The 20,844-nt window shown below is 66.7% G+C and carries 20 protein-coding genes; 12 read left to right on the top strand and 8 right to left on the bottom strand.

What is annotated here, in order from left to right:
• Positions 1 to 70: 70 nt before the first annotated feature.
• The 4 genes from ACH438_RS15605 to acs form a co-directional block, all read right to left on the bottom strand.
• Positions 71 to 1,024 carry an alpha/beta fold hydrolase gene (locus ACH438_RS15605; RefSeq protein ID WP_397005511.1) on the bottom strand — a complete coding sequence of 318 codons (954 nt, stop codon included), beginning with the start codon at positions 1,022 to 1,024 and terminating at the stop codon, positions 71 to 73.
• Positions 1,025 to 1,047: 23 nt separating this feature from the next.
• Positions 1,048 to 1,584 carry a phage holin family protein gene (locus ACH438_RS15600; protein WP_397005509.1) on the bottom strand — a complete coding sequence of 179 codons (537 nt, stop codon included), beginning with the start codon at positions 1,582 to 1,584 and terminating at the stop codon, positions 1,048 to 1,050.
• A gap of 41 nt (positions 1,585 to 1,625) precedes the next feature.
• On the bottom strand, positions 1,626 to 2,852 hold the full coding sequence (gene nhaA, locus ACH438_RS15595; RefSeq protein ID WP_397005507.1) for a Na+/H+ antiporter NhaA: 1,227 nt from the start codon (positions 2,850 to 2,852) through the stop codon (positions 1,626 to 1,628).
• Between the two features lie 218 nt (positions 2,853 to 3,070).
• Positions 3,071 to 5,017 (bottom strand): acetate--CoA ligase, encoded by a 1,947-nt coding sequence (gene acs / locus ACH438_RS15590; protein WP_397005505.1) that lies wholly within the window; start codon positions 5,015 to 5,017, stop codon positions 3,071 to 3,073.
• A gap of 403 nt (positions 5,018 to 5,420) precedes the next feature.
• On the opposite strand from acs, the gene ACH438_RS15585 reads away from it, so the two are divergent.
• Genes ACH438_RS15585 through ACH438_RS15565 form a run of 5 tightly spaced genes read left to right on the top strand, consistent with a single transcriptional unit; the run spans position 5,421 to position 11,313 of the window.
• Positions 5,421 to 6,935 (top strand): ABC transporter substrate-binding protein, encoded by a 1,515-nt coding sequence (locus ACH438_RS15585; RefSeq protein ID WP_397006029.1) that lies wholly within the window; start codon positions 5,421 to 5,423, stop codon positions 6,933 to 6,935.
• Between the two features lie 4 nt (positions 6,936 to 6,939).
• Entirely contained in the window at positions 6,940 to 7,866 is a 927-nt protein-coding gene (locus tag ACH438_RS15580) for an ABC transporter permease (protein WP_397005503.1), read from the top strand.
• A gap of 13 nt (positions 7,867 to 7,879) precedes the next feature.
• On the top strand, positions 7,880 to 8,839 hold the full coding sequence (locus tag ACH438_RS15575; RefSeq protein WP_397005501.1) for an ABC transporter permease: 960 nt from the start codon (positions 7,880 to 7,882) through the stop codon (positions 8,837 to 8,839).
• Positions 8,836 to 10,506, top strand: a complete 1,671-nt coding sequence (locus tag ACH438_RS15570) for a dipeptide ABC transporter ATP-binding protein (RefSeq protein ID WP_397005499.1) — start codon at positions 8,836 to 8,838, stop codon at positions 10,504 to 10,506. The genes ACH438_RS15575 and ACH438_RS15570 overlap by 4 nt, the downstream gene beginning before the upstream one ends.
• 57 nt (positions 10,507 to 10,563) lie before the next feature.
• Complete coding sequence (locus ACH438_RS15565) at positions 10,564 to 11,313, top strand: oxidoreductase (protein WP_397005497.1); 750 nt, start codon at positions 10,564 to 10,566, stop codon at positions 11,311 to 11,313.
• A gap of 514 nt (positions 11,314 to 11,827) precedes the next feature.
• Here ACH438_RS15565 and ACH438_RS15560 read toward each other — a convergent pair.
• Positions 11,828 to 12,628 (bottom strand): HAD family hydrolase, encoded by an 801-nt coding sequence (locus ACH438_RS15560; RefSeq protein ID WP_397005495.1) that lies wholly within the window; start codon positions 12,626 to 12,628, stop codon positions 11,828 to 11,830.
• Between the two features lie 382 nt (positions 12,629 to 13,010).
• Between ACH438_RS15560 and ssd the strand changes: the two genes are divergently transcribed.
• The 7 genes from ssd to ACH438_RS15525 all read left to right on the top strand — a co-directional run bounded on the left by ssd (position 13,011) and on the right by ACH438_RS15525 (position 18,935).
• Entirely contained in the window at positions 13,011 to 14,195 is a 1,185-nt protein-coding gene (gene ssd, locus ACH438_RS15555; protein ID WP_397005493.1) for a septum site-determining protein Ssd, read from the top strand.
• A gap of 343 nt (positions 14,196 to 14,538) precedes the next feature.
• Positions 14,539 to 15,726: a TadA family conjugal transfer-associated ATPase gene (locus ACH438_RS15550; protein WP_397006027.1), complete on the top strand. Its 1,188-nt coding sequence runs from the start codon at positions 14,539 to 14,541 to the stop codon at positions 15,724 to 15,726.
• Between the two features lie 244 nt (positions 15,727 to 15,970).
• Entirely contained in the window at positions 15,971 to 16,783 is an 813-nt protein-coding gene (locus ACH438_RS15545) for a type II secretion system F family protein (protein WP_397005491.1), read from the top strand.
• 26 nt (positions 16,784 to 16,809) lie between these two features.
• Entirely contained in the window at positions 16,810 to 17,412 is a 603-nt protein-coding gene (locus ACH438_RS15540; protein WP_397006025.1) for a type II secretion system F family protein, read from the top strand.
• 69 nt (positions 17,413 to 17,481) lie between these two features.
• Complete coding sequence (locus tag ACH438_RS15535; RefSeq protein ID WP_397005489.1) at positions 17,482 to 17,613, top strand: hypothetical protein; 132 nt, start codon at positions 17,482 to 17,484, stop codon at positions 17,611 to 17,613.
• Positions 17,614 to 18,041: 428 nt separating this feature from the next.
• Positions 18,042 to 18,596 (top strand): recombinase family protein, encoded by a 555-nt coding sequence (locus ACH438_RS15530; protein ID WP_397005487.1) that lies wholly within the window; start codon positions 18,042 to 18,044, stop codon positions 18,594 to 18,596.
• Positions 18,597 to 18,770: 174 nt separating this feature from the next.
• Positions 18,771 to 18,935: a hypothetical protein gene (locus ACH438_RS15525; protein ID WP_397005485.1), complete on the top strand. Its 165-nt coding sequence runs from the start codon at positions 18,771 to 18,773 to the stop codon at positions 18,933 to 18,935.
• A gap of 87 nt (positions 18,936 to 19,022) precedes the next feature.
• Here the strand turns inward: ACH438_RS15525 and ACH438_RS15520 are convergent, their stop codons facing one another.
• The 3 genes from ACH438_RS15520 to ACH438_RS15510 are packed head-to-tail and all read right to left on the bottom strand — an operon-like array spanning position 19,023 to position 20,681.
• Positions 19,023 to 19,853, bottom strand: a complete 831-nt coding sequence (locus ACH438_RS15520) for a helix-turn-helix domain-containing protein (protein WP_397005483.1) — start codon at positions 19,851 to 19,853, stop codon at positions 19,023 to 19,025.
• Entirely contained in the window at positions 19,850 to 20,368 is a 519-nt protein-coding gene (locus ACH438_RS15515) for a DUF6879 family protein (protein WP_397005481.1), read from the bottom strand. The genes ACH438_RS15520 and ACH438_RS15515 overlap by 4 nt, the downstream gene beginning before the upstream one ends.
• Positions 20,355 to 20,681 carry a hypothetical protein gene (locus ACH438_RS15510; RefSeq protein WP_397005479.1) on the bottom strand — a complete coding sequence of 109 codons (327 nt, stop codon included), beginning with the start codon at positions 20,679 to 20,681 and terminating at the stop codon, positions 20,355 to 20,357. The genes ACH438_RS15515 and ACH438_RS15510 overlap by 14 nt, the downstream gene beginning before the upstream one ends.
• Positions 20,682 to 20,844: the final 163 nt, after the last annotated feature.

Below are 20,844 nucleotides of genomic sequence, written 5' to 3'. Positions count from 1 at the left end.
GGCGAGGGCGCCCGGTCGAAACGGACCGGGCGCCCTCGCCATGTTCGTGGCGCTGGTGAATCCTGCCCGCTTAGCCCAGGAGTTTGGCGATCTCGGCGGTGACCGTCTCCGGGTTCTCCTGGTGCGCAAAGTGTCCCGCGCCGGGCACGGCGACCAGCTGCCGCTCGGGGGAGAGTTCCTGCCCCCGGCGGAGGGTGCCGGCCAGCATGTACGGGTCACGATCCCCGTACATCGAAAGCACCGGGATGCGAACGGGTTCCCGCATGGCCGACATGAATCGCGCGCCGTCCGGCCGCCATTGGCTACGGAAGGCCCAGCGCTGATATTCCAGGGCACAGTGTGCCGCGCCGGGAATCCGGATGGCGGTCCGCATGCGCCGCGCGGTGTCCATGAATTCGGCTGTGCCGGCCCACTGTTCACCGGCCCGCTCGCGCAGCAGCCGTTCGATCTCGAACCCGCTGTGCTTGGTGAGCAGGTTCTCCGCATAGCGGGGAACCTGATAGCGCAGGAAGTCCGGCAGGTACGCGGCCCGCTGTCGCTTGTCGCGCAATATCGCCCGCTTCAGCGCCACCGGATGCGGTGAGCTGACCAAGGCGATGGATCGCACCAGCCGCGGATGCAGCACCGCGGTCGCCCAGCACACCAGCCCGCCCTCGGCATGGCCGACGAGTGTGGCATCGGTGTGCCCGAGCGCGCGGATGAGTCCGGCGATGTCACCGGCGAGCGTCCAGCCGTCGTAGCCGCGGGGTGGTTTGTCGCTGTCGCCGTAGCCGCGCAGGTCCACGGCCACCGTGCGGTAGCCGCGTTCGGCCAGTCCAGTCAGCTGGTGGCGCCAGGACCACCAGAAGTCGCCGAAGCCGTGCAGCAGCACGACGAGGGGGGTACCCGGCTCCGCGTAGGCCGCCCCGCTGGCGGGGACGGCCTCGACCACATGGAAGCGAATGCCGTTGGCATGCACATCGCGATGGGTCCACGGTCCGTCGTAGCGGACTGCGGACGGATCCGGCTGCGAATTCGACGACACGCCGATGGAGCGTAATCGAAGGTCTAGGTCCGGGGCTTGCTGGCTTCGGCAGCGGCGGCGCGGGTGACGGCGTCGATGTCGATGGTCTGCTCGTCGGAGTGACCGAAACCACTGGGCAGCAGGGTCTTCGCCTCCTTGAGCGATTCGATGGTCCGCTCCGGCGCGCGCAGCTTGCGGACCTTGAGCCAGCCGAGCACGCCGCAGCCGGCGGCCGCGGCGATCATGAGCAGGAACACGACCAGGAAGGCGGCCCAGCGGTACAGCCACACATCGAGCAGTTCGGCGAGGAAGAAGAAAAAGAAGAACGAGCTGAACAGCAGGATGGTCAGCGCCAGGATGAAGAAGACGCTGCCCTGCAGGCCCTTCTTGATCTCGCCGGTCACCTCGGACTTGGCGAGCTCGACCTCGGCGCGTACCAGCGTCGACATCTGCTCGGTGGCGTCGCGCACCAGGCTGCCGATGGTCGCCGAGGCGTGCGCATCGACATCGGACAACGGAATCGAGGTAATGGTGCGGGTGCGGTCCCCGTTCTGCCCGTTACCGCCCTGTGTGAAGCTCAATTGCTCGACCCTTCTCCATGTCCCGGCTCTGTCCGGTCGTCTCACTCTTGATTCTGCAGTGCTCGCTCGTCACGTCGTGCCTGGTGGGCACGGCCCCGACGCAACAGTAGCGCCGAACCCGCCAGGGAAGCCGCCAAAGACGTGAGCAACACCGCCGCTTTTGCGAGTTCTGCCTCGGATCCGTCGCCGACGCCTTCCAGAGCGAGTTCTGCCACCAGAAGGCTAACCGTGAAGCCGATCGCGCCCAGTACCGACAGGGCGAACATGTCCCGGTTACCGAGATCGTTGGGTCGTTCGGCGATGCCGAGCCGCACAGCGGCCCAGCTGAATCCGAAGATGCCCAGCGTTTTTCCGACCAGCAGGCCGAGCACGACGGACAGTGCCAAGCGATCGGTGAACAGTTCGGAGAACACCTGCGAGTTGAGCGTCACGCCGGAAGCGAAGAGCGCGAACAGCGGTACGCACAGCGCCGCCGAGATGGGCTGGAAGACATGCTCGAGATGAGTGGCGGGCACACAGTGCTCGTCCTCGTCCGGATCGGGCCGCACCCGGGTGAGCAGACCGCAGATCACGCCGGCCAGGGTCGGATGGATGCCCGCCTCGTGCAGGCCGTACCAGGCCACCAGGGCCAGTGGCACATACACGAACGGGGTCCCGATCCGCTTGTGCTGCGCCAGCGCCCAGCCCGCGAAGCACAGCACCGCCACCAGCAGCCACACCATCTTCAGCGTGGTGGTGAAGAGGACGGCGATGAGGATGATGGCGATGAGGTCGTCCACCACGGCCAGGCTGAGCAGGAAGACGCGGGCGCTGGCGGGGATGCGCGAGCCGGTGAGGGCCAGCACGGCGAGTGCGAAGGCGATGTCGGTGGCCACCGGGATGGCCCAGCCGCGGTCCATGCCGTCCACGCCCCAGCCGACGCCGAGCGCGATGAGCGCGGGCACGACGACGCCGCCGATGGCGGCCAGGATGGGCAGGCTGGCGCGTTTGCGGTCGGCCAGCTCACCGACCACGAGTTCGCGTTTGAGTTCGAGTCCGGCGACGAAGAAGAAGAGGGCGAGCAGCCCGTCCTTGGTCCAGTCCGCGAGGGTGAGGTCGAGATGCAGTGGCGGGATGGGGAGCTTGGTGTCGATCATCGTCGTGTAGCTCGCGCCCCACGGGGAGTTGACCCACAGCAACGCACCCGCCGCCGCGATGAGAAGCAGTGCGCCACCGACTGTTTCGGTTCTGAGGTAGCGGACTATCTCCGAGCGGACCTGGGAAATCACGGGTGCACCTTTCAGTCGGTCATGCGACTAACCTGCGGCGTGCGACACCACTCCGTTGCGGGCCGGGCACATACCGCATGCCGACCAGACTTCCCGGCACACCTTACGCAATCCTAACGGGTCGCTGCGGCGAGTCTTACACCGGCGTGTTGATGCATGAAACGACAACGGCCTCCGCAACCAGGTTGCGGAGGCCGTTTGTCTTGCGGCGGAGCGCTTTACGCCTTCCCGGCCCGAATCGCTTCGAACACGTTGGGATCGACCAGGGTCGACGTATCGCCGAGCTCGCGGCCTTCGGCCACATCGCGCAGCAAACGGCGCATGATCTTGCCCGAACGGGTCTTGGGCAGCTCCGGCACCACATGGATCTCCCGCGGGCGCGCGATCGGGGAGATCTCGCGGGAGACCTCGGCCTTGAGCTCCTTGATCAGCTCCTCGCCCGTGTCCTCGGCCTCGGCGGTCAGGATCACGAACGCCACGATGCCCTGACCGGTCGTCGCGTCCGAGGCGCCCACGACCGCGGCCTCGGCCACGTGGTGATGCCCGACCAGCGCCGACTCCACCTCGGCGGTGGAGATGCGGTGCCCGGAGACGTTCATGACGTCGTCGACGCGCCCGAGCACCCAGAGGTCCCCGTCCTTGTCGAGCTTGGCGCCGTCACCGGCGAAGTACCAGCCCTTGTCGGCGTACCGCGCCCAGTAGGTCTCCTTGTAGCGCTCGTTGTCGCCCCAGATGCCGCGCAGCATCGACGGCCACGGCTCGTCGAGCACCAGGTACCCGTTGGCCTCGGTCTCGCCCAGCTGGACCGGATGGCCTTCCTCGTCAACGACTTTCGACGAGATGCCCGGCAGCGGGGTCATGGCCGCGCCCGGCTTGGCGGCGGTCACGCCCGGCAGCGGGGAGATCATGATGGCGCCGGTCTCGGTCTGCCACCAGGTGTCCACGATCGGAGTCCGGTTGCCGCCGATGACTTCCCGGTACCAGCGCCACGCCTCCGGGTTGATCGGCTCGCCGACCGAACCCAGCAGCCGCAGGCTGGACAGGTTGTGGGCCTCGGGAATCTCCCTGCCCCACTTCATGAACGTGCGCACCAGCGTGGGCGCCGTGTAATAGATGCTGACACCGTACTTTTCGATGATCTGCCAGTGCCGGTGCTCATCGGGGAAGTTGGGGGTGCCCTCGTAGACGACCTGCGTGGCCCGGTTCGACAGCGGCCCGTACACGATGTACGAATGCCCGGTCACCCAGCCGATATCGGCGGTGCACCAGTACACGTCCTGTCCGGCCTTGTGGTCGAAGACGTAGTTGTGGGTGTAGGACGCCTGGGTCAGGTAGCCGCCGGAGGTGTGCAGGATGCCCTTGGGCTTCCCGGTGGTGCCGGAGGTGTAGAGGATGAACAGCGGGTGCTCGGCGTCGAAGGCCTGCGCCTCGTGCTCGGGGGCGGCGTTCGCGACGGTCTCGTGCCACCACACGTCGCGGCCCTCGGCCATCGGGGCGTCGATTCCGGTGCGCTGCACCACCAGTACGTGCTCGACGGTGTGCTCACCCTCGGCGAGCGCCTCGTCCACAGCCGCCTTGAGCGGGGCCGCGTTACCGCGCCGCCACTGGCCGTCGGTGGTGATGACCAGGCGGGCCGCGGCGTCGTCGACGCGCTGGCGCAGGGCGCTGGGGGAGAAGCCGGCGAACACCACCGAATGGGTCAGGCCCAGGCGGGCGCTGGCCAGCATGGCCACGATGGCCTCGGGGACCATCGGCATGTAGATGGCGACGCGGTCGCCCGCGGTCAGGCCCAGCTCGGTGAAGTAGTTGGCGGCGCGGGACACCTCGGCCAGCAGATCGGCGTAGGTGAGGTCGCGGGAATCGCCGGGTTCGCCCTCCCAGTGGATGGCGACCTGGTCGCCGTGCCCGTCCAGGACGTGCCGGTCGACGCAGTTGTAGGCGACGTTCAGCTTGCCGTCGACGAACCACTTGGCGAAGGGCGCGTCATCCCAGTCCAGGACGCGGGTCCACGGCTCTGCCCAGTGCAGCCGCTGCGCCTGTTCGGCCCAGAACGCCTCCCGATCGGAGGCGGCCCGGTCGTAGAGAGACGCGTCGCCGTTGGCGGCGGCCGCGAACTCAGCGCTCGGTGGATAGGCATCCAGGTGGTCAGCGGTGGTTTCGGTCATCTCGTCTCTTCTTCTCTCGCGTGCGGACCGCGGGGTGACCGCGGCCACTTTCGACCCTAACGGACTGTGATGTGGGTCGTAATCAAGTGTCTCGTTCGACGGTTCACCTTGGCGGATCCCTTATGACCGAATTATGAACGGCCGTGCTTCTGAACTGAGCAACTTGCGCGGTTGATCTCGCATCGCGCGCCGGTCATGTTGCTGTATTGCTAACAAGCTGAACAACCGCGTTTCGAACCCCTGACAATCGGGGTCTTGATGGTTACTGTCCCTAGTCATTCAAGGCGGCCCAAGATCAGGAGAACGCGTGCGAATCAGAGGGATCTCCGTACTGGCCGCGGTGCTCACGCTGATCGCGGCGGCGGTCCTGGCCGGATGTTCCGTCCCACCGGCCTACGGAAACATGATCGCCGTCAACGGCACCGAGCCCCAGAACCCGCTGATTCCCTCGAATACCAACGAGAACGGCGGCGGGCGCATCGTGGACCGGCTCTTCGCCGGACTGCGCTACATCGACGCGAAGGGCAACCTGCACGACGAGGTCGCGCAAACCATCGACACCACCGACGAACAGCACTACCGCATCACCCTGAAACCCGGCTGGACCTTCAGCGACGGAACACCGGTCACCGCACACTCTTTCGTGGACGCGTGGAACTACGGGGCCCTCGTCACCAACGCCCAGCTGCAGAGCTACACCTATCAGCCGATCGTCGGCTACGACGACGTGCAGTCGGATCCGCCACGCGCGCAAACGATGTCGGGCCTGAAGGTGATCGACGACCTGCACTTCACGGTGGACCTGGTCGCACCGACCATCGACTTCCGCGCCCGCCTGGCCTACGCGCCCTACTACCCGCTGCCCACCGCCGCCTTCAAGGACATGAAGGCGTTCGGGCAACATCCGATCGGCAACGGCCCCTACCGATTCGCCGACGGCAACGCCTGGCAGCACGACGTCCAGCTGACCGTCGTCCCCAACGAGCACTATCAGGGCGGCCGCCCGGCCAAGAACAAGGGTCTGACCTTCGTGTTCTACTCCAACATGGACGCCGCCTACTCGGACCTGCTGGCCGACAACCTGGACGTGCTCGACGTCGTCCCCGACAGCGCCATCGGCGTCTTCCAGAAGGACCTCGGCGACCGCGCCGTCGAGGCGCCCATCGCGTACAGCCAATGGCTCAGCTTCCAGCCGAACCTGCCCCGCTTCGGCAGCGACGAGGAAGGGCGACTGCGCCGGCAGGCCGTGTCGATGGCCGTCGATCGCGAGCAGATCGGGCAGAAGATCTTCCACGGCACCCGAGTTCCCGCCCGCGACTACACCTCTCGCGCCCTGCCCGGCTTCGACCCGAAGCTGCCCGGCTCCGAGGTCCTCGACTACAACCCGGCCCAGGCCGTGAAACTGTGGGACCAGGCCAACCGGATCGCGCCCTGGAGCGGGCAACTGCAGCTCGCCTACAACGCCGACGGCGGCCACCAGGCGTGGATCGACGCCGTGGCCAACAGCATTCGCAACACCCTCCACATCGATGCCGAAGGCGCGCCGTACCCGACCTTCAAGGTGCTGCGTGATCAGGTGGTGCACCGCACCATCGGCAAGGCGTTCCGATCCGGCTGGCAGGGCGACTATCCCACCATGCTGCAGTTCCTGGAACCCAACTTCCTGTCCGACTCGTCGACCAACGACTCCCTGTATCGGAACCCGCAATTCGATCGGCTGATCGCCGCCGCCGAGGCCGCGCCCACGGAACAGGATTCCTGGAAGCTGGTGGGGCAGGCCCAGACCGCGCTACTGCACGACCTGCCCATCATCCCGCTCTTCGACACCACCGCGGCGGCCGGTTACTCCAAGCGCGTCCGCAATGTGGCCATAGCCTGGAACGGCATGGCCGACTTCGAGAACATCGAGCTGAGGTGACCTGGTGGCCTGGTACATAATTCGTCGACTGCTGCAGATGATCCCCGTGTTCTTCGGGGCGACACTGCTGATCTACTTCCTGATCTGGAAGGTCACCGGTGGCTCCGTCACCGCCCTGGCCGGGCAGCGCACGCTCACGCCGGCGCTGGAAGCGCAGCTGAAGGCGCAATACGGTCTGGACAAACCGTTCTGGTGGCAGTACCTGCACTACATCAAGGGCATCTTCACCCTCGATTTCGGCACCTCCTACTCGGGCCGGCCGGTGCGCGAGGTGCTCGCGCGGGCCTTCCCGATCACCCTGCGGCTGTCGGTGCTGGCGGTGTTCTTCGAGGCGGTGTTCGGCATCTTCTTCGGCGTCATCGCCGGACTGCGCAAGGGCGGCTGGTTCGACTCCACCATGCTGGTGCTGAGCCTCATCGTGATCGCCATGCCCATCTTCGTGATCGGCTTCCTCGCCCAGTTCCTGTTCGGCGTCACCTGGCACATCGCACCCGTCACCGTCGGCTCGGACGTGAGCATCCCGCGGCTCATCATGCCCGCGCTGGTACTCGCCTCCCTGTCCTTCGCCTATGTGCTGCGGCTGACGCGAAGTTCGGTGGCGGAGAACAAGGAAGCCGACTACGTGCGCACCGCCACCGCCAAGGGCCTGCGCCGGCGGCGCGTGGTGATCGTGCACATCCTGCGCAACTCGCTCATCCCGGTGGTCACCTTCGTCGGCGCCGACCTGGGCGCGCTCATGGGCGGCGCCATCGTCACCGAGGGCATCTTCAACATCCCCGGCGTCGGCGGCACGCTCTATCAGGCCGTGGTGCGCGGCGAGGCGCCCACCGTGGTGTCCTTCGTGACCGCGCTGATCGTCATCTTCCTGCTGTCCAACCTGATCGTGGACCTGCTGTACGCCGTGCTCGACCCTCGGATCCGCTATGCCTGACGGGAGCGCCGACATGACCGAAATCGCTGAGTCGCAGCGTTTTACGCGACCCGGACAGGAACGCTGGGTGGCCCCGCCGGAAGCCGTCGAGGTGGTCACCACCGACCGGGTCGTCGTGCAGGGCACACCCGCCGGATTCTGGGGCTCCGCCTGGCGGCAGCTGCGGCGCAAACCGCTCTTCCTGGTCTCGGTGGCCATCATCCTGCTGGTCGTGCTCGTCGCGGCCTTCCCGAGCCTGTTCACCGGCCAGGACCCGCGGTTCTGCATGGTGGACAACAGCCTCGGATCGCCGAGCCGGGAGCACTGGTTCGGCTACGACCTGCAGGGCTGCGACATCTACGCGCGCACCATCTACGGCGCCCGCGCCTCCGTGCTCACCGGCATCGGCGCCACCCTGCTGTTCCTGTTCGTCGGCGGCACCCTCGGCGCGCTCGCGGGATTCTATGGGGGACTGCTGGATTCGATCGTCTCCCGCGTCTCCGAGATCGTGTACGCCATCCCGCTCATGCTCGCCGCCATCGTCATCATGCAGCTCGCGGGGCATCGCACCATCTGGGTGGTCATCGCCATTCTCGCGGCCTTCACCTGGCCGCAGGTGGCCCGCACGGCCCGCGCCGCGGTCATCGCCGCCAAGGGCAACGACTACGTGCTGGCCGCCACCGCGCTCGGGGTCTCCCGCTTCCGGATCCTGGTGCGGCACGTCGTACCCAATGCGATCGGGCCGGTCATCGTGGTGACCACCATCTCGCTGGGCGTCTTCATCGTCACCGAGGCCACGCTGTCGTTCCTCGGCGTCGGACTGCCCTCCACCGTCGTATCGTGGGGCGCCGATATCGCGGCCGGGCAGCGGCAGCTGCGCGCCGGCTCGCTCATCCTGTTCTACCCGGCCACCGCACTGGCGCTGACGGTGCTCGGCTTCATCATGCTCGGCGACGCCCTGCGCGACGCGCTCGACCCGAAGGAGCGGCGATGACCGGACCACTGCTCGAAATCGAGGATCTGCGCGTATGTTTCGGCGCCGGCGAGCAACGGGTCGAAGCCGTCCGCGGCGTCAACCTCACCGTGTACCCCGGCCAGACCGTCGCCATCGTGGGTGAATCCGGATCCGGGAAATCCACCACCGCGCACGCCGTGATCGGCCTGCTGCCCGGCACCGGCCGCGTCGAATCCGGCAGCATCCGCTTCGACGGCAAGGAACTCGCCCGCGCCTCCACCGCCGACCTGGTCGCGGTGCGCGGCAACGGCATCGGGTTCGTGCCCCAGGACCCCATGTCCAATCTCGACCCGGTCTGGAAGGTCGGCTTCCAGGTCTCGGAAACCCTGGCCGCCAACGGCATAGCGCGCGGCACCGCCGCCCGGCAGCGCGCCGTGGAACTGCTCGCCGAAGCGGGCCTCAAGGACGCCGAACGCCGCGCCCGGCAATACCCGCACGAATACTCGGGCGGCATGCGGCAGCGCGCGCTCATCGCCATCGGCCTGTCCGCGCGACCCAAACTGCTGATCGCCGACGAACCCACCTCCGCACTCGACGTCACCGTGCAACGCCAGATCCTCGACCACATCGACGGACTGACCCGGGAACTCGGCACCGCCGTCCTGTACATCACCCACGACCTCGGCCTGGCCGCCGAACGCGCCGAACACCTGGTGGTCATGTACCGCGGCCGCGTGGTGGAATCCGGTCCGGCACTGGAGATCCTGCGCGAACCCCGCCACGAATACACCCGCCGGCTGGTGGAGGCCGCACCGTCCATCGCCGCCCAGCGCGAGTCCACCACCAAGCGGCGCGCCGGCTACCGGGAACTCGCCGTCGACGTCGCCGCCGCCGAAGCCCCCGACGAACCGAACGACATCGTGGTCGCCGACCGCCTCACCAAGCGGTACCGGATGCGCGGCAGCGTGCCCTGGAAGCACACCGAATTCACTGCGGCCGAGGAGGTCTCGTTCCGGCTGTGCCGCGGCACCACCACCGCCCTGGTCGGCGAATCCGGGTCCGGGAAGAGCACCGTCGCCAGTATGGTGCTCGGATTGTCCGCGCCCACTTCGGGTTCCGTGAAATTCGACGGCGAGGACGTCACCGAACTGTCCCGCAAAACCCCGCTCGCCTTCCGTCGTCGCATCCAGCCGATCTTCCAGAACCCCTACGGCTCACTGGATCCCACCTACTCCATCCACCGCGCCATCGCCGAACCCCTCCGCACCCACCGGATCGGCACCCGCGAATCCCGCGACGCCCGGGTGCGCGAACTCCTCGACCTGGTCGCCCTCCCCGGCTCGGTCGCCGCCCGCTATCCGGGCGAACTCTCCGGCGGCCAGCGCCAGCGCGTCGCCATCGCCCGCGCCCTCGCCCTGGAACCCGAACTCATCGTCTGCGACGAGGCCGTCTCCGCCCTGGACGTCCTCGTGCAGGACCAGATCCTCACCCTGCTCAACACCCTGCAGGCCGAACTCGGCCTCTCCTACCTCTTCATCACCCACGACCTGGCCGTGGTCCGCCAGATCGCCGACTCCGTCCTCGTCATGCAGGACGGCAAGGTGGTCGAATCCGCCCCCGCCGCAGACCTCTTCGACAACCCCCGTTCCCCGTACACCCAGCGCCTCTTGGAGGCCATCCCCGGCCGCGACCTCCTCGTCGGCTGACCCGCACCCACGATCCCACGGCCGATGACGGAGTACCCACCAGTAGCCTCGTATTCCGTGACCGACCCGCTGCAGCCCCTCGTCGACCTGCCCGGTGTGCGCGACGCCGCCGACAAGGCCCGTGACGCGCTCGCCGAAGTGCACCGGCACCGGGCCAACCGCCGCGGCTGGCCGACCACCGCCGCCGAGGCGGCCGTCCGCGCGGCACGATCCTCCGCCGCCATCGAGGGCGGATCCATCGACCTGCCCGGCGCCGACGGCCGCGTCGACGACCCGATCCTGGCCGGCGCCCTGCGGGTCGGACAGGCCCTGGACGGCGACGCCCTCAACACCCTGGTCGGCATCTGGCAGCGAGCTCCCCTGCAGGCCCTGGCCCGGCTGCACCTGCTGGCCGCCGCCGGCCTGGTCGACGACGAATCCCACCTCGGCCGCCCGCGTACCGCCCCCGGCGTCGCCGAACGCCTGGCCCTGCTCTCGGAAACGGTCCTCACCACCAAGGCCCCCGCCCCCGTCATCGCCGCCATCGTGCACGGCGAGCTGCTCGCCCTGCGCCCCTTCGGCACCGCGGACGGCATCGTCGCCCGCGCCGCCTCCCGCCTGGTCGCCGTGTCCAGTGGCCTGGACCCGCACAGCCTCGGCGTCCCCGAAGTCTTCTGGCTCCGCCGCCGCGACGCCTACCTCGACGCCGCCGCCCAATTCGGCATGGGCACCGTGGAAGGCGTGGGCGGCTGGGTCATCTACACCTGCGGCGCCCTCGAAGACGGTGCCCGCGAGGCCCGCTCGATCGCCGACGCGGCCAACGGGTAATCCCCCTGGGTCGTAAACCCCCATAATCCCCTGCGCCACTACGGCTTTCAGGGGGTTCGGGGGCGAAGCCCCGGCGCAGGGAGGTGGAGCCGCGAGTTCCGAGAGTTGGTCATCCACATCAAAGCGGGCGGCGTAATCGCTGTCGCGATCTCACCGCCCGCTAGCACGGACTACCCGGTTACCAAGCGTGCTCCTCGGGTTGTGTACTGGCCTCGGCGAGCTCTCCGGGGTCCGGTGGTTCATCCCCGCAATGGGTGCGAGGCCCTCGCCGTCGAAATCCCGGATAACGCAGGCCCACAACACTCGTGCCCTTGTCGCGGCGTGCTCCGCGTGGGTGCCTGGTGTCCGTGCTGGGAAGGGTGGGTCGGGAGGTCGGATCTTCTCTTCCGATCCGATCTTGGCCTGCCGTCCTTCCGTGCATCCATTGTTACCCTGTGAGCGGCCTCACATCAAGACCTGCGAAAACATTCAAATATCCGGCGTGTCACGTGCCTTTTACGGTTCGGGCGTGGCGTCAGCGCCGGCGGCGCAGCAGGCGGTAACTCAGCGCTCCCATCGCCACCGCGCCGAGACCGACGGCGACGCTCGCCGCGACCGTCGTGGTGGAGGGGGCGGGAATCCTGGCCCACAACGAAACCGGGTTCGAGAAGGTGAGAATCGGCCAGCCACGTGAGGTGGCTTCCCGGTGCAGCTTCCGATCCGGATTCACGGCCGTGGGATGCCCGACCGCCGTGAGCATCGGCAGATCGGTGGCCGAATCCGAGTAGGCGTAACAGCGCGCCAGATCGTAACCGTATTGCACGGCAAGGCGTTTCATCGCCTCGACCTTGCCCTCGCCGTAGCAGTAGAACTCGACTTCGCCTGCGTACTTACCGTTTTCGATGACCATGCGAGTGGCGGCGAAGTGATCCGCGCCCAGCGCCGCCGCGATCGGCGCCACCATCTCCTCACCGGAAGCCGAGACGATAACTACATCGTGGCCCCGAATCCGGTGGTCCGCAATGAGATCCGCGGCCTCGGCGTAGATGAGCGGATCCACGATGTCGTGCAGGGTCTCGGCCACGATGGAGCGAACCTGGTCCACATCCCAGCCCGCGACCATCTTGGTCAGGTGCTCCCGCATGCGTTCCATCTGGTCGTGGTCGGCGCCGGAGAGGAGGAACAGGAAATGGGCATAACTGCTCTCCAGCACGGCGCGCCGGCTGAGCAGACCCTGATCCAGGAACGGCTTGCTGAACACGAAGGCGCTCGACCTGGCGATCACCGTCTTGTCGAGATCGAAGAAGGCGGCGACTCGTCTGCGTTCGGCTGTCACGTGTCCAGGATATGGTTCGCCCCGATGTCGCGGGTCCGGCGGTGGCCGGTTACCTCAGAACCGGGTGGTTTCTATCGGGTTAGCCAGCCGAAAGCCGGGCCGTGACCGTAGGAAAAAGACTCGCCGGACGGACTTGCAATCCTGGCAGGGCATGGGTGTAGTATTGCCGTTACCTGGACATGGTCCAGGCGTGTTCAGCCCGACCCCCCGGGGCTGAACCCCGACGGCCCCAGCCTCCTCCCCCCCCCGGCTGGGGCCGTCCTCTATCTACGGACCGATCTGCGGTTCCGCATCCTCCCCGAGTTGTCCACAGGCCGTGTGTTATCCACACTCGCCGAAGTGGGGATTTCCTCGCGCTGTTCGCAGGCGGACTCTGACCTGCATGAACTCCGATGCTGCGGCCGGGTTTCCGGCCCTCGCCCTGGTCTCCGATCCCCGGCTGCGCGATGAGGTCCGCCGCATAGCCGCCGCGGCCGACCGATCACTGGACGAGCGCACACCACCGCTCGGCCGCCATCTGTGGACGGCCGCACCGGTGATCGTGCTCGACACCGCCGCGGCCCGTAGCTGCGCGTCCGCCGGAAACCCCCGTCGTCCGGGGATTCTCCTGGTTACCGACGGCGAGCCGAGTTTGCTCGACTGGCAGGCCGCCACCGAAGTGGGCGCCGAGCAGGTTCTCGTCCTGCCGGGCGCGGCCGACACGCTGATCGCGTCGTTCGCCACCTACGGCCGTCGCGTTCGCGCCGATGGCGCAGTGGTGGCTGTGGCCGGCGCGTGCGGCGGCTGCGGGACCTCGACCCTGGCGGCGGCCGTAGCCCTCACTGCCGCAGCGCACTTCCGGGATCGCACTCTGCTTGTGGATTGTGATCCCGCCGGCGGCGGGCTGGATCTCGTGCTCGGCGTGGAGAAGTCACCCGGCCTGCGCTGGCCCGATCTCGTCATCGAGGACGGACGGGTCGCCGCGCCCGCACTGCACGAGGCCTTGCCCGCCGCGGCCGGTGTCGCGGTCCTCTCCTGCGGAAGGGGCCAGGCCGCAACGGATCTCAGCCCGGCCGCCGTCCGCTCGGTGCTGGAGGCCGGTCGGTCAGCGGGTGATCTCGTCGTCTGTGATCTCTCCACGGACCGCGGCCCGCACATCGACACCGTCCTCGAAACGGCCGATCTGATCGTGCTGCTGGTGCCGGCCCGCCTGCGTGCCGTGGCGGCCGCCGAATCCGTGTCGGCTCGCATCACCGCCCGAAACCCCAATCTGCACTTGATCGTTCGCACACCGTCACCGGGAGGATTGCGCGCCGCGGATATCGCCGAGACCCTTCACCTTCCGCTCCTGACCGCCCTTCCCGCCCAGCCGCACCTTCCGGAACGGCTGGAGCGCACGGGCCTCACAGTCCGCCGCCGTACTCCGCTCCGCGCGGCCGCCGAATCCATCCTCACCGCGCTCTCGACCAATCCGCACCCACCACGGGCCAGCATGCCGACTTGGTGGCGGCGAACCACACCCAGCCCTGTTCGCCTGCACCCCAACGAAACCGAATCCGCTGTCCGCACCTCGGGAGCCTTCCGATGAGCCCTCGGACAACACCTGAGCCGGTCCAACGGCCGTCCGCACGATGGCTGTGGGTGCGGGTAGCGACCGACCCGGCCGGTGGCTCCGGCGGCTGGTGGATGCGAGTGCGGGTGACCACCGGCCCATTCCGCCAACCGGATCGGCGGCGGCCCCGGTCTGCCGGGCTGCCCTTGGGTGCGCGCGCGTCGATCGGCGTGGTCCGTCGCTCGGCCGCGCAGGCGGAGCCTCGCGTGATCCGGGGCGCGAGTGACGAACGTCCGGGTGTGTGGTCGGCCGACGGGACAGCGCGATGTTCGGATCAGCGGGTGAGCGTCCACGTGAACCGTGGGACGAGTGGTCTGCCATGAGCGGGCTGGTGAGTGCGGAGCTGCTGGATCGGGTGCGGGATCGGCTGGCCGAGAGCGCTTCCGCACCGGATCCCGCGCAGGTGGCAGCGGCCATTCGGGCGGAAGCCGGTGGCGTGCTGGGGGATACCGATCTGCTGCGGGCGCTGCGTCTGCTGCAGACCGAGATGACCGGCGTGGGCGCGCTGGAACCGCTGCTGCACGATCCCGAAGTGGCCGATGTGCTGGTCACCGCACCGGATGCGGTGTGGGTGGATCGCGGGCACGGTCTGCGGCGCACCTCGGTGCGGTTCCCCGACGAAGCGGCGGTGCGGCGGCTCGCGCAGCGGCTGGCGCTCTCGGCGGGACGTCGCCTCGACGACGCGCAGCCCTGGGTGGACGGGCGCCTCTCCGGAACCGAAGCCGCCCTGGGCGATTCGTTCGGCGTCCGTTTGCACGCTGTGCTGTCTCCGATCGCGCACGGCGGCACGTGCCTGTCGCTGCGCATCCTGCGCCCCGCCACTCAAGGCTTGGACGCGCTGGCCGCGGCCGGCGCCATGCCCGCCGAGGCGAAAGCCCTGCTGGAGCGAATAATCCGAGCTCGCCTGGCCTTCCTCGTGGTGGGCGGTACCGGCGCGGGTAAGACCACGCTCCTGTCCGGCCTGCTCGCCACGGTCGATCCCGCCGAACGGATCATCTGCGTCGAGGACGCGGCCGAACTCGCTCCACCACACCCACATGTGGTCCGTCTGGTGGCCCGCCCCGCGAATGTCGAAGGCGCAGGCGAGGTCACGGTGCGCGATCTGGTTCGCCAGGCCCTCCGCATGCGTCCCGACCGCATAGTCGTCGGCGAGGTTCGCGGCGCCGAGGTGGTCGATCTTCTGACGGCCTTGAACACCGGCCACGACGGCGGCGCCGGTACGGTGCACGCGAATTCCCCGCGGGAGGTGCCCGCTCGTCTGGAAGCTCTTGCGGCGCTGGGCGGTATGTCCCGCCCGGCCCTGCACAGCCAGCTGGCCGCCGCCATCCAGGTCATCCTGCACGTCCATCGTCACCCGACCGGCGCCCGCACGCTGCGCGAAATAGGCCTGGTCACCCGCACTCACGATCAGGTCCACATTCTTCCGGCCTGGTCCGCCGATCCCGGCCACCCAACCCCTGCTGCTCGACCTTTGAACGACCTTCTCGACGAAAGGACAAAGCCATGACCATCCCGCAGCCAACCGGTTCGAGTGCCGAGGCCCCACTGCATCCGTCGGCAGCATTCGGACCGCGAAGGTCCGTTCAGGCACCTTCCTCCGCCTGTGTGTGCACGTGCGGCACGCGGGATCAACGGTGCGACAAACTCTTTCGGCTGCGCCGTACCCAGCCGCCCGGGCTAAGGCCGGGCTGGCGGCGTGTCTGTCATCCCGGGGTTTCGCAGCCGGGGATTCCCATGCGGCGAGGCCGTCGATGAGTACCGGGATCGATGGCGGGAGTGCGGCGCTGGGCTGTCTGGCGCTGGCTTTGGTGGCCCTGCCCGCGCCTGCGGCACGGCGGCGATTTCTGCGGCTGTATCGCCGTGCGCGCCGGCTTCGAAAGCCTACGGCCGGCTTGGTGATTCGGGTGTTGCCGGTGCTGGCGCTGCCGAGTCTGCTGGTTGTCGGGCTCGGGCCGCTGATTGCGGCGGGGCTGGTGGCGGCGACGGCGGGGTTGCGACGGCGGCGTGCGGTGCGGGATCGGCGGCGGGCCGCGGAGACGGGGCAGCTGCTGGAGGGGCTGGAGGCGGTGATCGGTGAGTTGCGGATCGGGGCTCACCCGAGTGCGGCTGCGGAGGTGGCGGCTCGCGAGGTCGGCGGTGAAGTGTCGCGGGCCTTCGCGGTCGGCGCGGCCCGCAGCCGGTTGGGCGGATCGGGCGCGGAAGGGCTACGGCGGCCGGAAGCGGTGGTGGCGCAGGACTTGTCGCGGGTGGCCGATGCGTGGCGGATCGCCGAGCGGCACGGTCTCGCCTTGGCGGAACTGCTTTCGGCGGCGCGGCTGGATCTGCTGGGCCGCAAGAGATTTCGGGAGCGGACCCGGGCTGCCCTTGCCGGTGCGCGCGCCTCGGCCATGGTGCTGGCGATGCTGCCGTTGCTGGGCATCCTGCTGGGGCAGCTCATGGGCGCCGCGCCATTGCACGTGCTTTTCGTTTCGTCGGCAGGTGTTTTCCTCCTGCCACTGGGTGTGGCCCTGACCTGTGCCGGTCTGCTCTGGGCCGATGCCATCACCGCAAAGGTGCTGCGGTGAGCCCCGAACTCTGGAAAGGCGAAGTCATGAACCTGTTTTCGCTGGCCGCGCTGATGTGTGCCTGCGCTCTGCTGATGCTGCCCGGACGGGTCGCCGGATCGCGCAGGTGGCAGCGGTTACAGCAGGTGGAGTCGGTGGGAGGCCGGGATGAGGTAGAGAAGCGGCCTGCGGCCGATCCGCTGGATGCGGCAGGAACTTTGGATCTGTTCGCGGCTTGTCTGCGTGCGGGCCTCCCGGCCGCCGCAGCGGCGCGGGCGGTGGCCGCGGGTGCTGCCGAGCCATTGGGTGGCGTATTGCGGCGGGCGGCGGATCTCCTTGCGCTGGGTGCGGATTCGGTGACCGCATGGGAGCAGGCGACGGCCGGCTGCCCGGACGCGGCGGTGGGGGCGCTGGCACGGATGGCACGGCGGTCGGCGCGGTCCGGGGCCGGACTGGCCACTGCCGTGGCCGAATTGGCGGAGCAGCGCCGGGCCGAGGCCGAGGATTCGGCCGCGGCGCGGGCGGAGCGGGCCGGGGTATTGATCGGCGGCCCATTGGGTCTGTGTTTCCTGCCGGCCTTCGTCTGCCTGGGGATCGTGCCGGTGGTGATCGGCCTCGCGGGCCGGGTGCTGGGCGGAGGTCTGGTGTGAACCGCTCCGGTGGGCGTCGCGAGTGTGCCGGTGCGGAACGACCGCATCGGATCGAGGAAGGGAGAGACCGTGCGAAATCTGGCCTGGGAACTGCGAACTCGCCTGCTGCTGGCCGCGCTGGCCGACGACGGCATGTCCACCGCCGAGTACTCCACTGTCGAGCTTTACATCCAGGTTCTAACAGTCGAACAGCGAGCCTGAAACCTCCAAACCCGTACACAAGCGGAGAGCCGCATAACGCACCGGTCCCAGAGGCCGGGGCAGGGGTTATCCCCCCTGGGGTACAGCAGAGGTCACCACCGGACCAACCGCCCAATGCGCCACGTACACCGCGCAGTGCCCACCCTCGACAGTGCCCTCTCTGGTGAGTGCACAGCCCGGCAGGCTTACCCGTGTCCCAACCCCCACACCTAGCGGAACGGCAGGACTCACCTAGCCACACTCGGTCAGTTGGAACTACGCACCTCACGGGTGTCTCAAATACGAACGGTTGTTGCGACTGAGACCAGGTCCGGCCGGTTGCGGGCCGTCCTGGGGAAACAAACTCTCCAACTGTCTTGAAAACCGTCTCATAACCACCTAGTCTCAAAACTGTTAGATCAACGGGATTACGAGACAGGATCGAATCAGTGGCGATCATCGGGTACGCACGAGTCAGCACCGCCGACCAAGACCCTCAGCTTCAGTTGGATGCACTCAAAGCGGTTGGCGCTGAACGAATCTTCACGGATCACGGTGTCTCTGGTGCCAAGACTGAACGGCCGGAACTGGATCGGTGCCTGGATCATCTGCGAGAGGGTGACGTACTGGCCGTGTGGAAGCTGGATCGTTTGGGCCGCAACACCGTTCATGTGTTGCAGCTCATCGAAGAACTCACCGAGCGCGGTGTTGGCTTCCGCAGCCTCACTGAAGGTCTCCACACCGATGGGCCGATGGGTAAGGCCATGCTGACGATCATGGCCGCATTCGCACAGTTGGAGCGGGACACCATGATTGAGCGCACTCGTGCAGGACTGGCCGCAGCAGCAGCGAACGGCCGTAAGGGTGGCCGCCCTCGCAAGGTGGACGACACTGACGCGGCTAAGGCTCGCGAGCTGAAGGCACAGGGTGTGAGCGCTCCGGACATCGCGAAGATGCTCGGATGCTCCCGAGCGACCGTCTACCGGTACCTGTCCGGAGAGTAATTCCGAGACGACCAAGACCCCGGCGAAAACCGGGGTCTATTTTCGTTTCTAAGCCACGAAAAGGGCTTCGCCCATACGTCGGCCTACCCGCCCATAATTCATGGCTCTCCGTGGCGCGATTCGCGCGGGTAGTCTGAACTCCCATCCATCGAACGGGGGCTCAGAGTGAACGACATGGACGGCATTCGCAGTGGATTGGGCGAGATCCGCACCAACCTTAGAGAGGTGCACTCTCGTCTTGAGGAAATACGCGGAGATCTCGACAAGATCCAAGATACGGCCAATGATCACACCGAAATGCTCCAAGAGATCCTGAACCGCCTATCGATACCGGAATAGGCCACCCTGGGGGAGCATCCCTCCCCCTACCTAGTTGGCCTGCTCTCAGCCATACTGGCACGTCTCCCCCCGAGTGGAATATGTGCCTTACCGGCCGTGTAAGCGACTTTCGATGGCAGCATCAATCAGCGCCCGTGCTGCGTCACCCTTGGCCGATTGTCCCGCCAAAATCTCAAATGCTCGATCGTAGAGTTCCACCTCTCGGGGCTGTGTTACAGACAGCCCCGCTGAGATGGTTTCAACCTGCACCAAGGTACGGTCATACATTAGGAAGTTCACTACCGGCGCTCGAAACACTGACATTCGAGGAACTATCCCTAATGCCATCCGAGACGATCGCACGTGAGCAATCAATTGTTCGAGCTGCGCCAGCATGATCTGATCATCGCCAACGGTTGTATAGAGTGCCTGTTCCGCAATTAGGAAATGGAACTTTCGTGGACCTTTCCGAAGTATCTGCTGACGCTCCATCCGCTCCTTGACGGCAGACTCCAGGTCATCCGGTATTCCGATAAAATCAATGCATTCCCGCAGGACAGCGGTAGCGTAGTCGCGGGTCTGTAACAGTCCGGGAATAAGATCCGGGTCATATCCCCTAATGAATTTCGAACTTGATTCGACCTGCCCAGTCTTCTTCTGGGCATGTGCTGACTGTATCCGCTTCCACTCTAGGTAAGCGGCTTCCAAGTTACGTACAGAAGCGATTAAGTCTGGAAGGTGGAGCGGTGCGTTAGTAACCGCACACCAAATGCGAATGTCCTGCTCGCTCGGGGTCTGCTTCCCGTGCTCGTATCGCGATACCTTCGAGTTGTCCCACCCGGCGAGCCTGGACAATTCCAGGCCCGTCAGGTTGGCTTGCTTTCGGAGTTCGCGAAGACGCGCCCCTAGCGTCTCTCGTGCCTGCTGGACATTGCTCACTGTTTCGGCGAGTACTCCGCATGTGGAGTGGCAAGGCTCCACACAGACTCACGAACCGAATTGCAATATCGGACTATGACCGGATCAATCGTTACGGCCAATCCTCCGAGATTTCCATCTTTCTTAAATACCGTGAACGCTACAGCTTCATCATCCAGAGTCCACCAATCATCCGTTGTCAGCTGTCCAGGATCAATCTTGTTTCGATTAAGCCATCGGACATCTTCGCCGGAATCAATATTTATCCGAGTGGTAGCGTGCAGGAACCGGGTGTAGTCGGTGTGAGGTTCGGTCACCACACGTGCCCGCTGAACGATTACCCCCTTGTCGGTAATCTCTTTGATCAGATGTTCCCACGAGGACCAGGATTCATCGAATGTACCGGTTTTCAGGAACTCAGCGAGATCATCCGCTTCATTGTCTACCGCGTATTCATCCTGTGTCTCCAGATGAAACGCGCGGTGCTTGCAATTGCGAAGGAGATCGTTGAACTCTTCAATGTCAAGAAGCTTCATCGTCGGGCCGGATCTCCTTCGCCTTCGGGACTTCGATGCTCTGCTCGTTGTCGCGGATCTTCATCTGCGCCAGCGTCTCCGGGTCCGTCACCGGTTCGCCGGACAGGTGGAACGTGCCGTGACCAGTGTCCTCCAGGATGGTCCCGATGCAGCTGCCGCGCTCAAGGTACGCGAGCAGCCCATGTGAGATCTCGATCCGGCGCGGGTCTTCTACGGGCGGCTTCCAGCCGACCAGGACATAGCTTTCATCGGTGGCGTACAGCTGTGGTGAGCCTTGCTTGCGGGTATCGACACCCAGGAAGCGGAGTTGCATCGTGAATCCTTTGCGATAGAGCCGTTTTCACAACAACCTGATGGTGTTCCTTCTCCGCAGGTCAGGTCAACGCTATCGCCTGAATTGCTGCAAAGACCTACAAACCTGTAGCTCAGGACAGCGCCGGATCCCTACCGTCAGGTCCAGGCGCTCAGGGGCGGTT

Origin of the sequence: Nocardia sp. NPDC020380 (assembly GCF_044386975.1) — a bacterium.
Lineage (GTDB): Bacteria > Actinomycetota > Actinomycetes > Mycobacteriales > Mycobacteriaceae > Nocardia.
The sequence above is the reverse complement of the archived record's forward strand: the minus strand, read 5'-3'. Positions and strand labels throughout refer to the sequence as shown.

Coding starts and splice junctions, on each gene's coding strand:
- ACH438_RS15525 (WP_397005485.1), top strand. CDS start 18,771: ATGGACGGCATTCGCAGTGGATTGGGCGAGATCCGCACCAACCTTAGA.
- ACH438_RS15550 (WP_397006027.1), top strand. CDS start 14,539: ATGAGCGGGCTGGTGAGTGCGGAGCTGCTGGATCGGGTGCGGGATCGG.
- ACH438_RS15545 (WP_397005491.1), top strand. CDS start 15,971: ATGAGTACCGGGATCGATGGCGGGAGTGCGGCGCTGGGCTGTCTGGCG.
- acs (WP_397005505.1), bottom strand. CDS start 5,017: ATGACCGAAACCACCGCTGACCACCTGGATGCCTATCCACCGAGCGCT.
- ssd (WP_397005493.1), top strand. CDS start 13,011: ATGAACTCCGATGCTGCGGCCGGGTTTCCGGCCCTCGCCCTGGTCTCC.
- ACH438_RS15585 (WP_397006029.1), top strand. CDS start 5,421: ATGATCGCCGTCAACGGCACCGAGCCCCAGAACCCGCTGATTCCCTCG.
- ACH438_RS15575 (WP_397005501.1), top strand. CDS start 7,880: ATGACCGAAATCGCTGAGTCGCAGCGTTTTACGCGACCCGGACAGGAA.
- ACH438_RS15515 (WP_397005481.1), bottom strand. CDS start 20,368: ATGAAGCTTCTTGACATTGAAGAGTTCAACGATCTCCTTCGCAATTGC.
- ACH438_RS15510 (WP_397005479.1), bottom strand. CDS start 20,681: ATGCAACTCCGCTTCCTGGGTGTCGATACCCGCAAGCAAGGCTCACCA.
- ACH438_RS15570 (WP_397005499.1), top strand. CDS start 8,836: ATGACCGGACCACTGCTCGAAATCGAGGATCTGCGCGTATGTTTCGGC.
- ACH438_RS15540 (WP_397006025.1), top strand. CDS start 16,810: ATGAACCTGTTTTCGCTGGCCGCGCTGATGTGTGCCTGCGCTCTGCTG.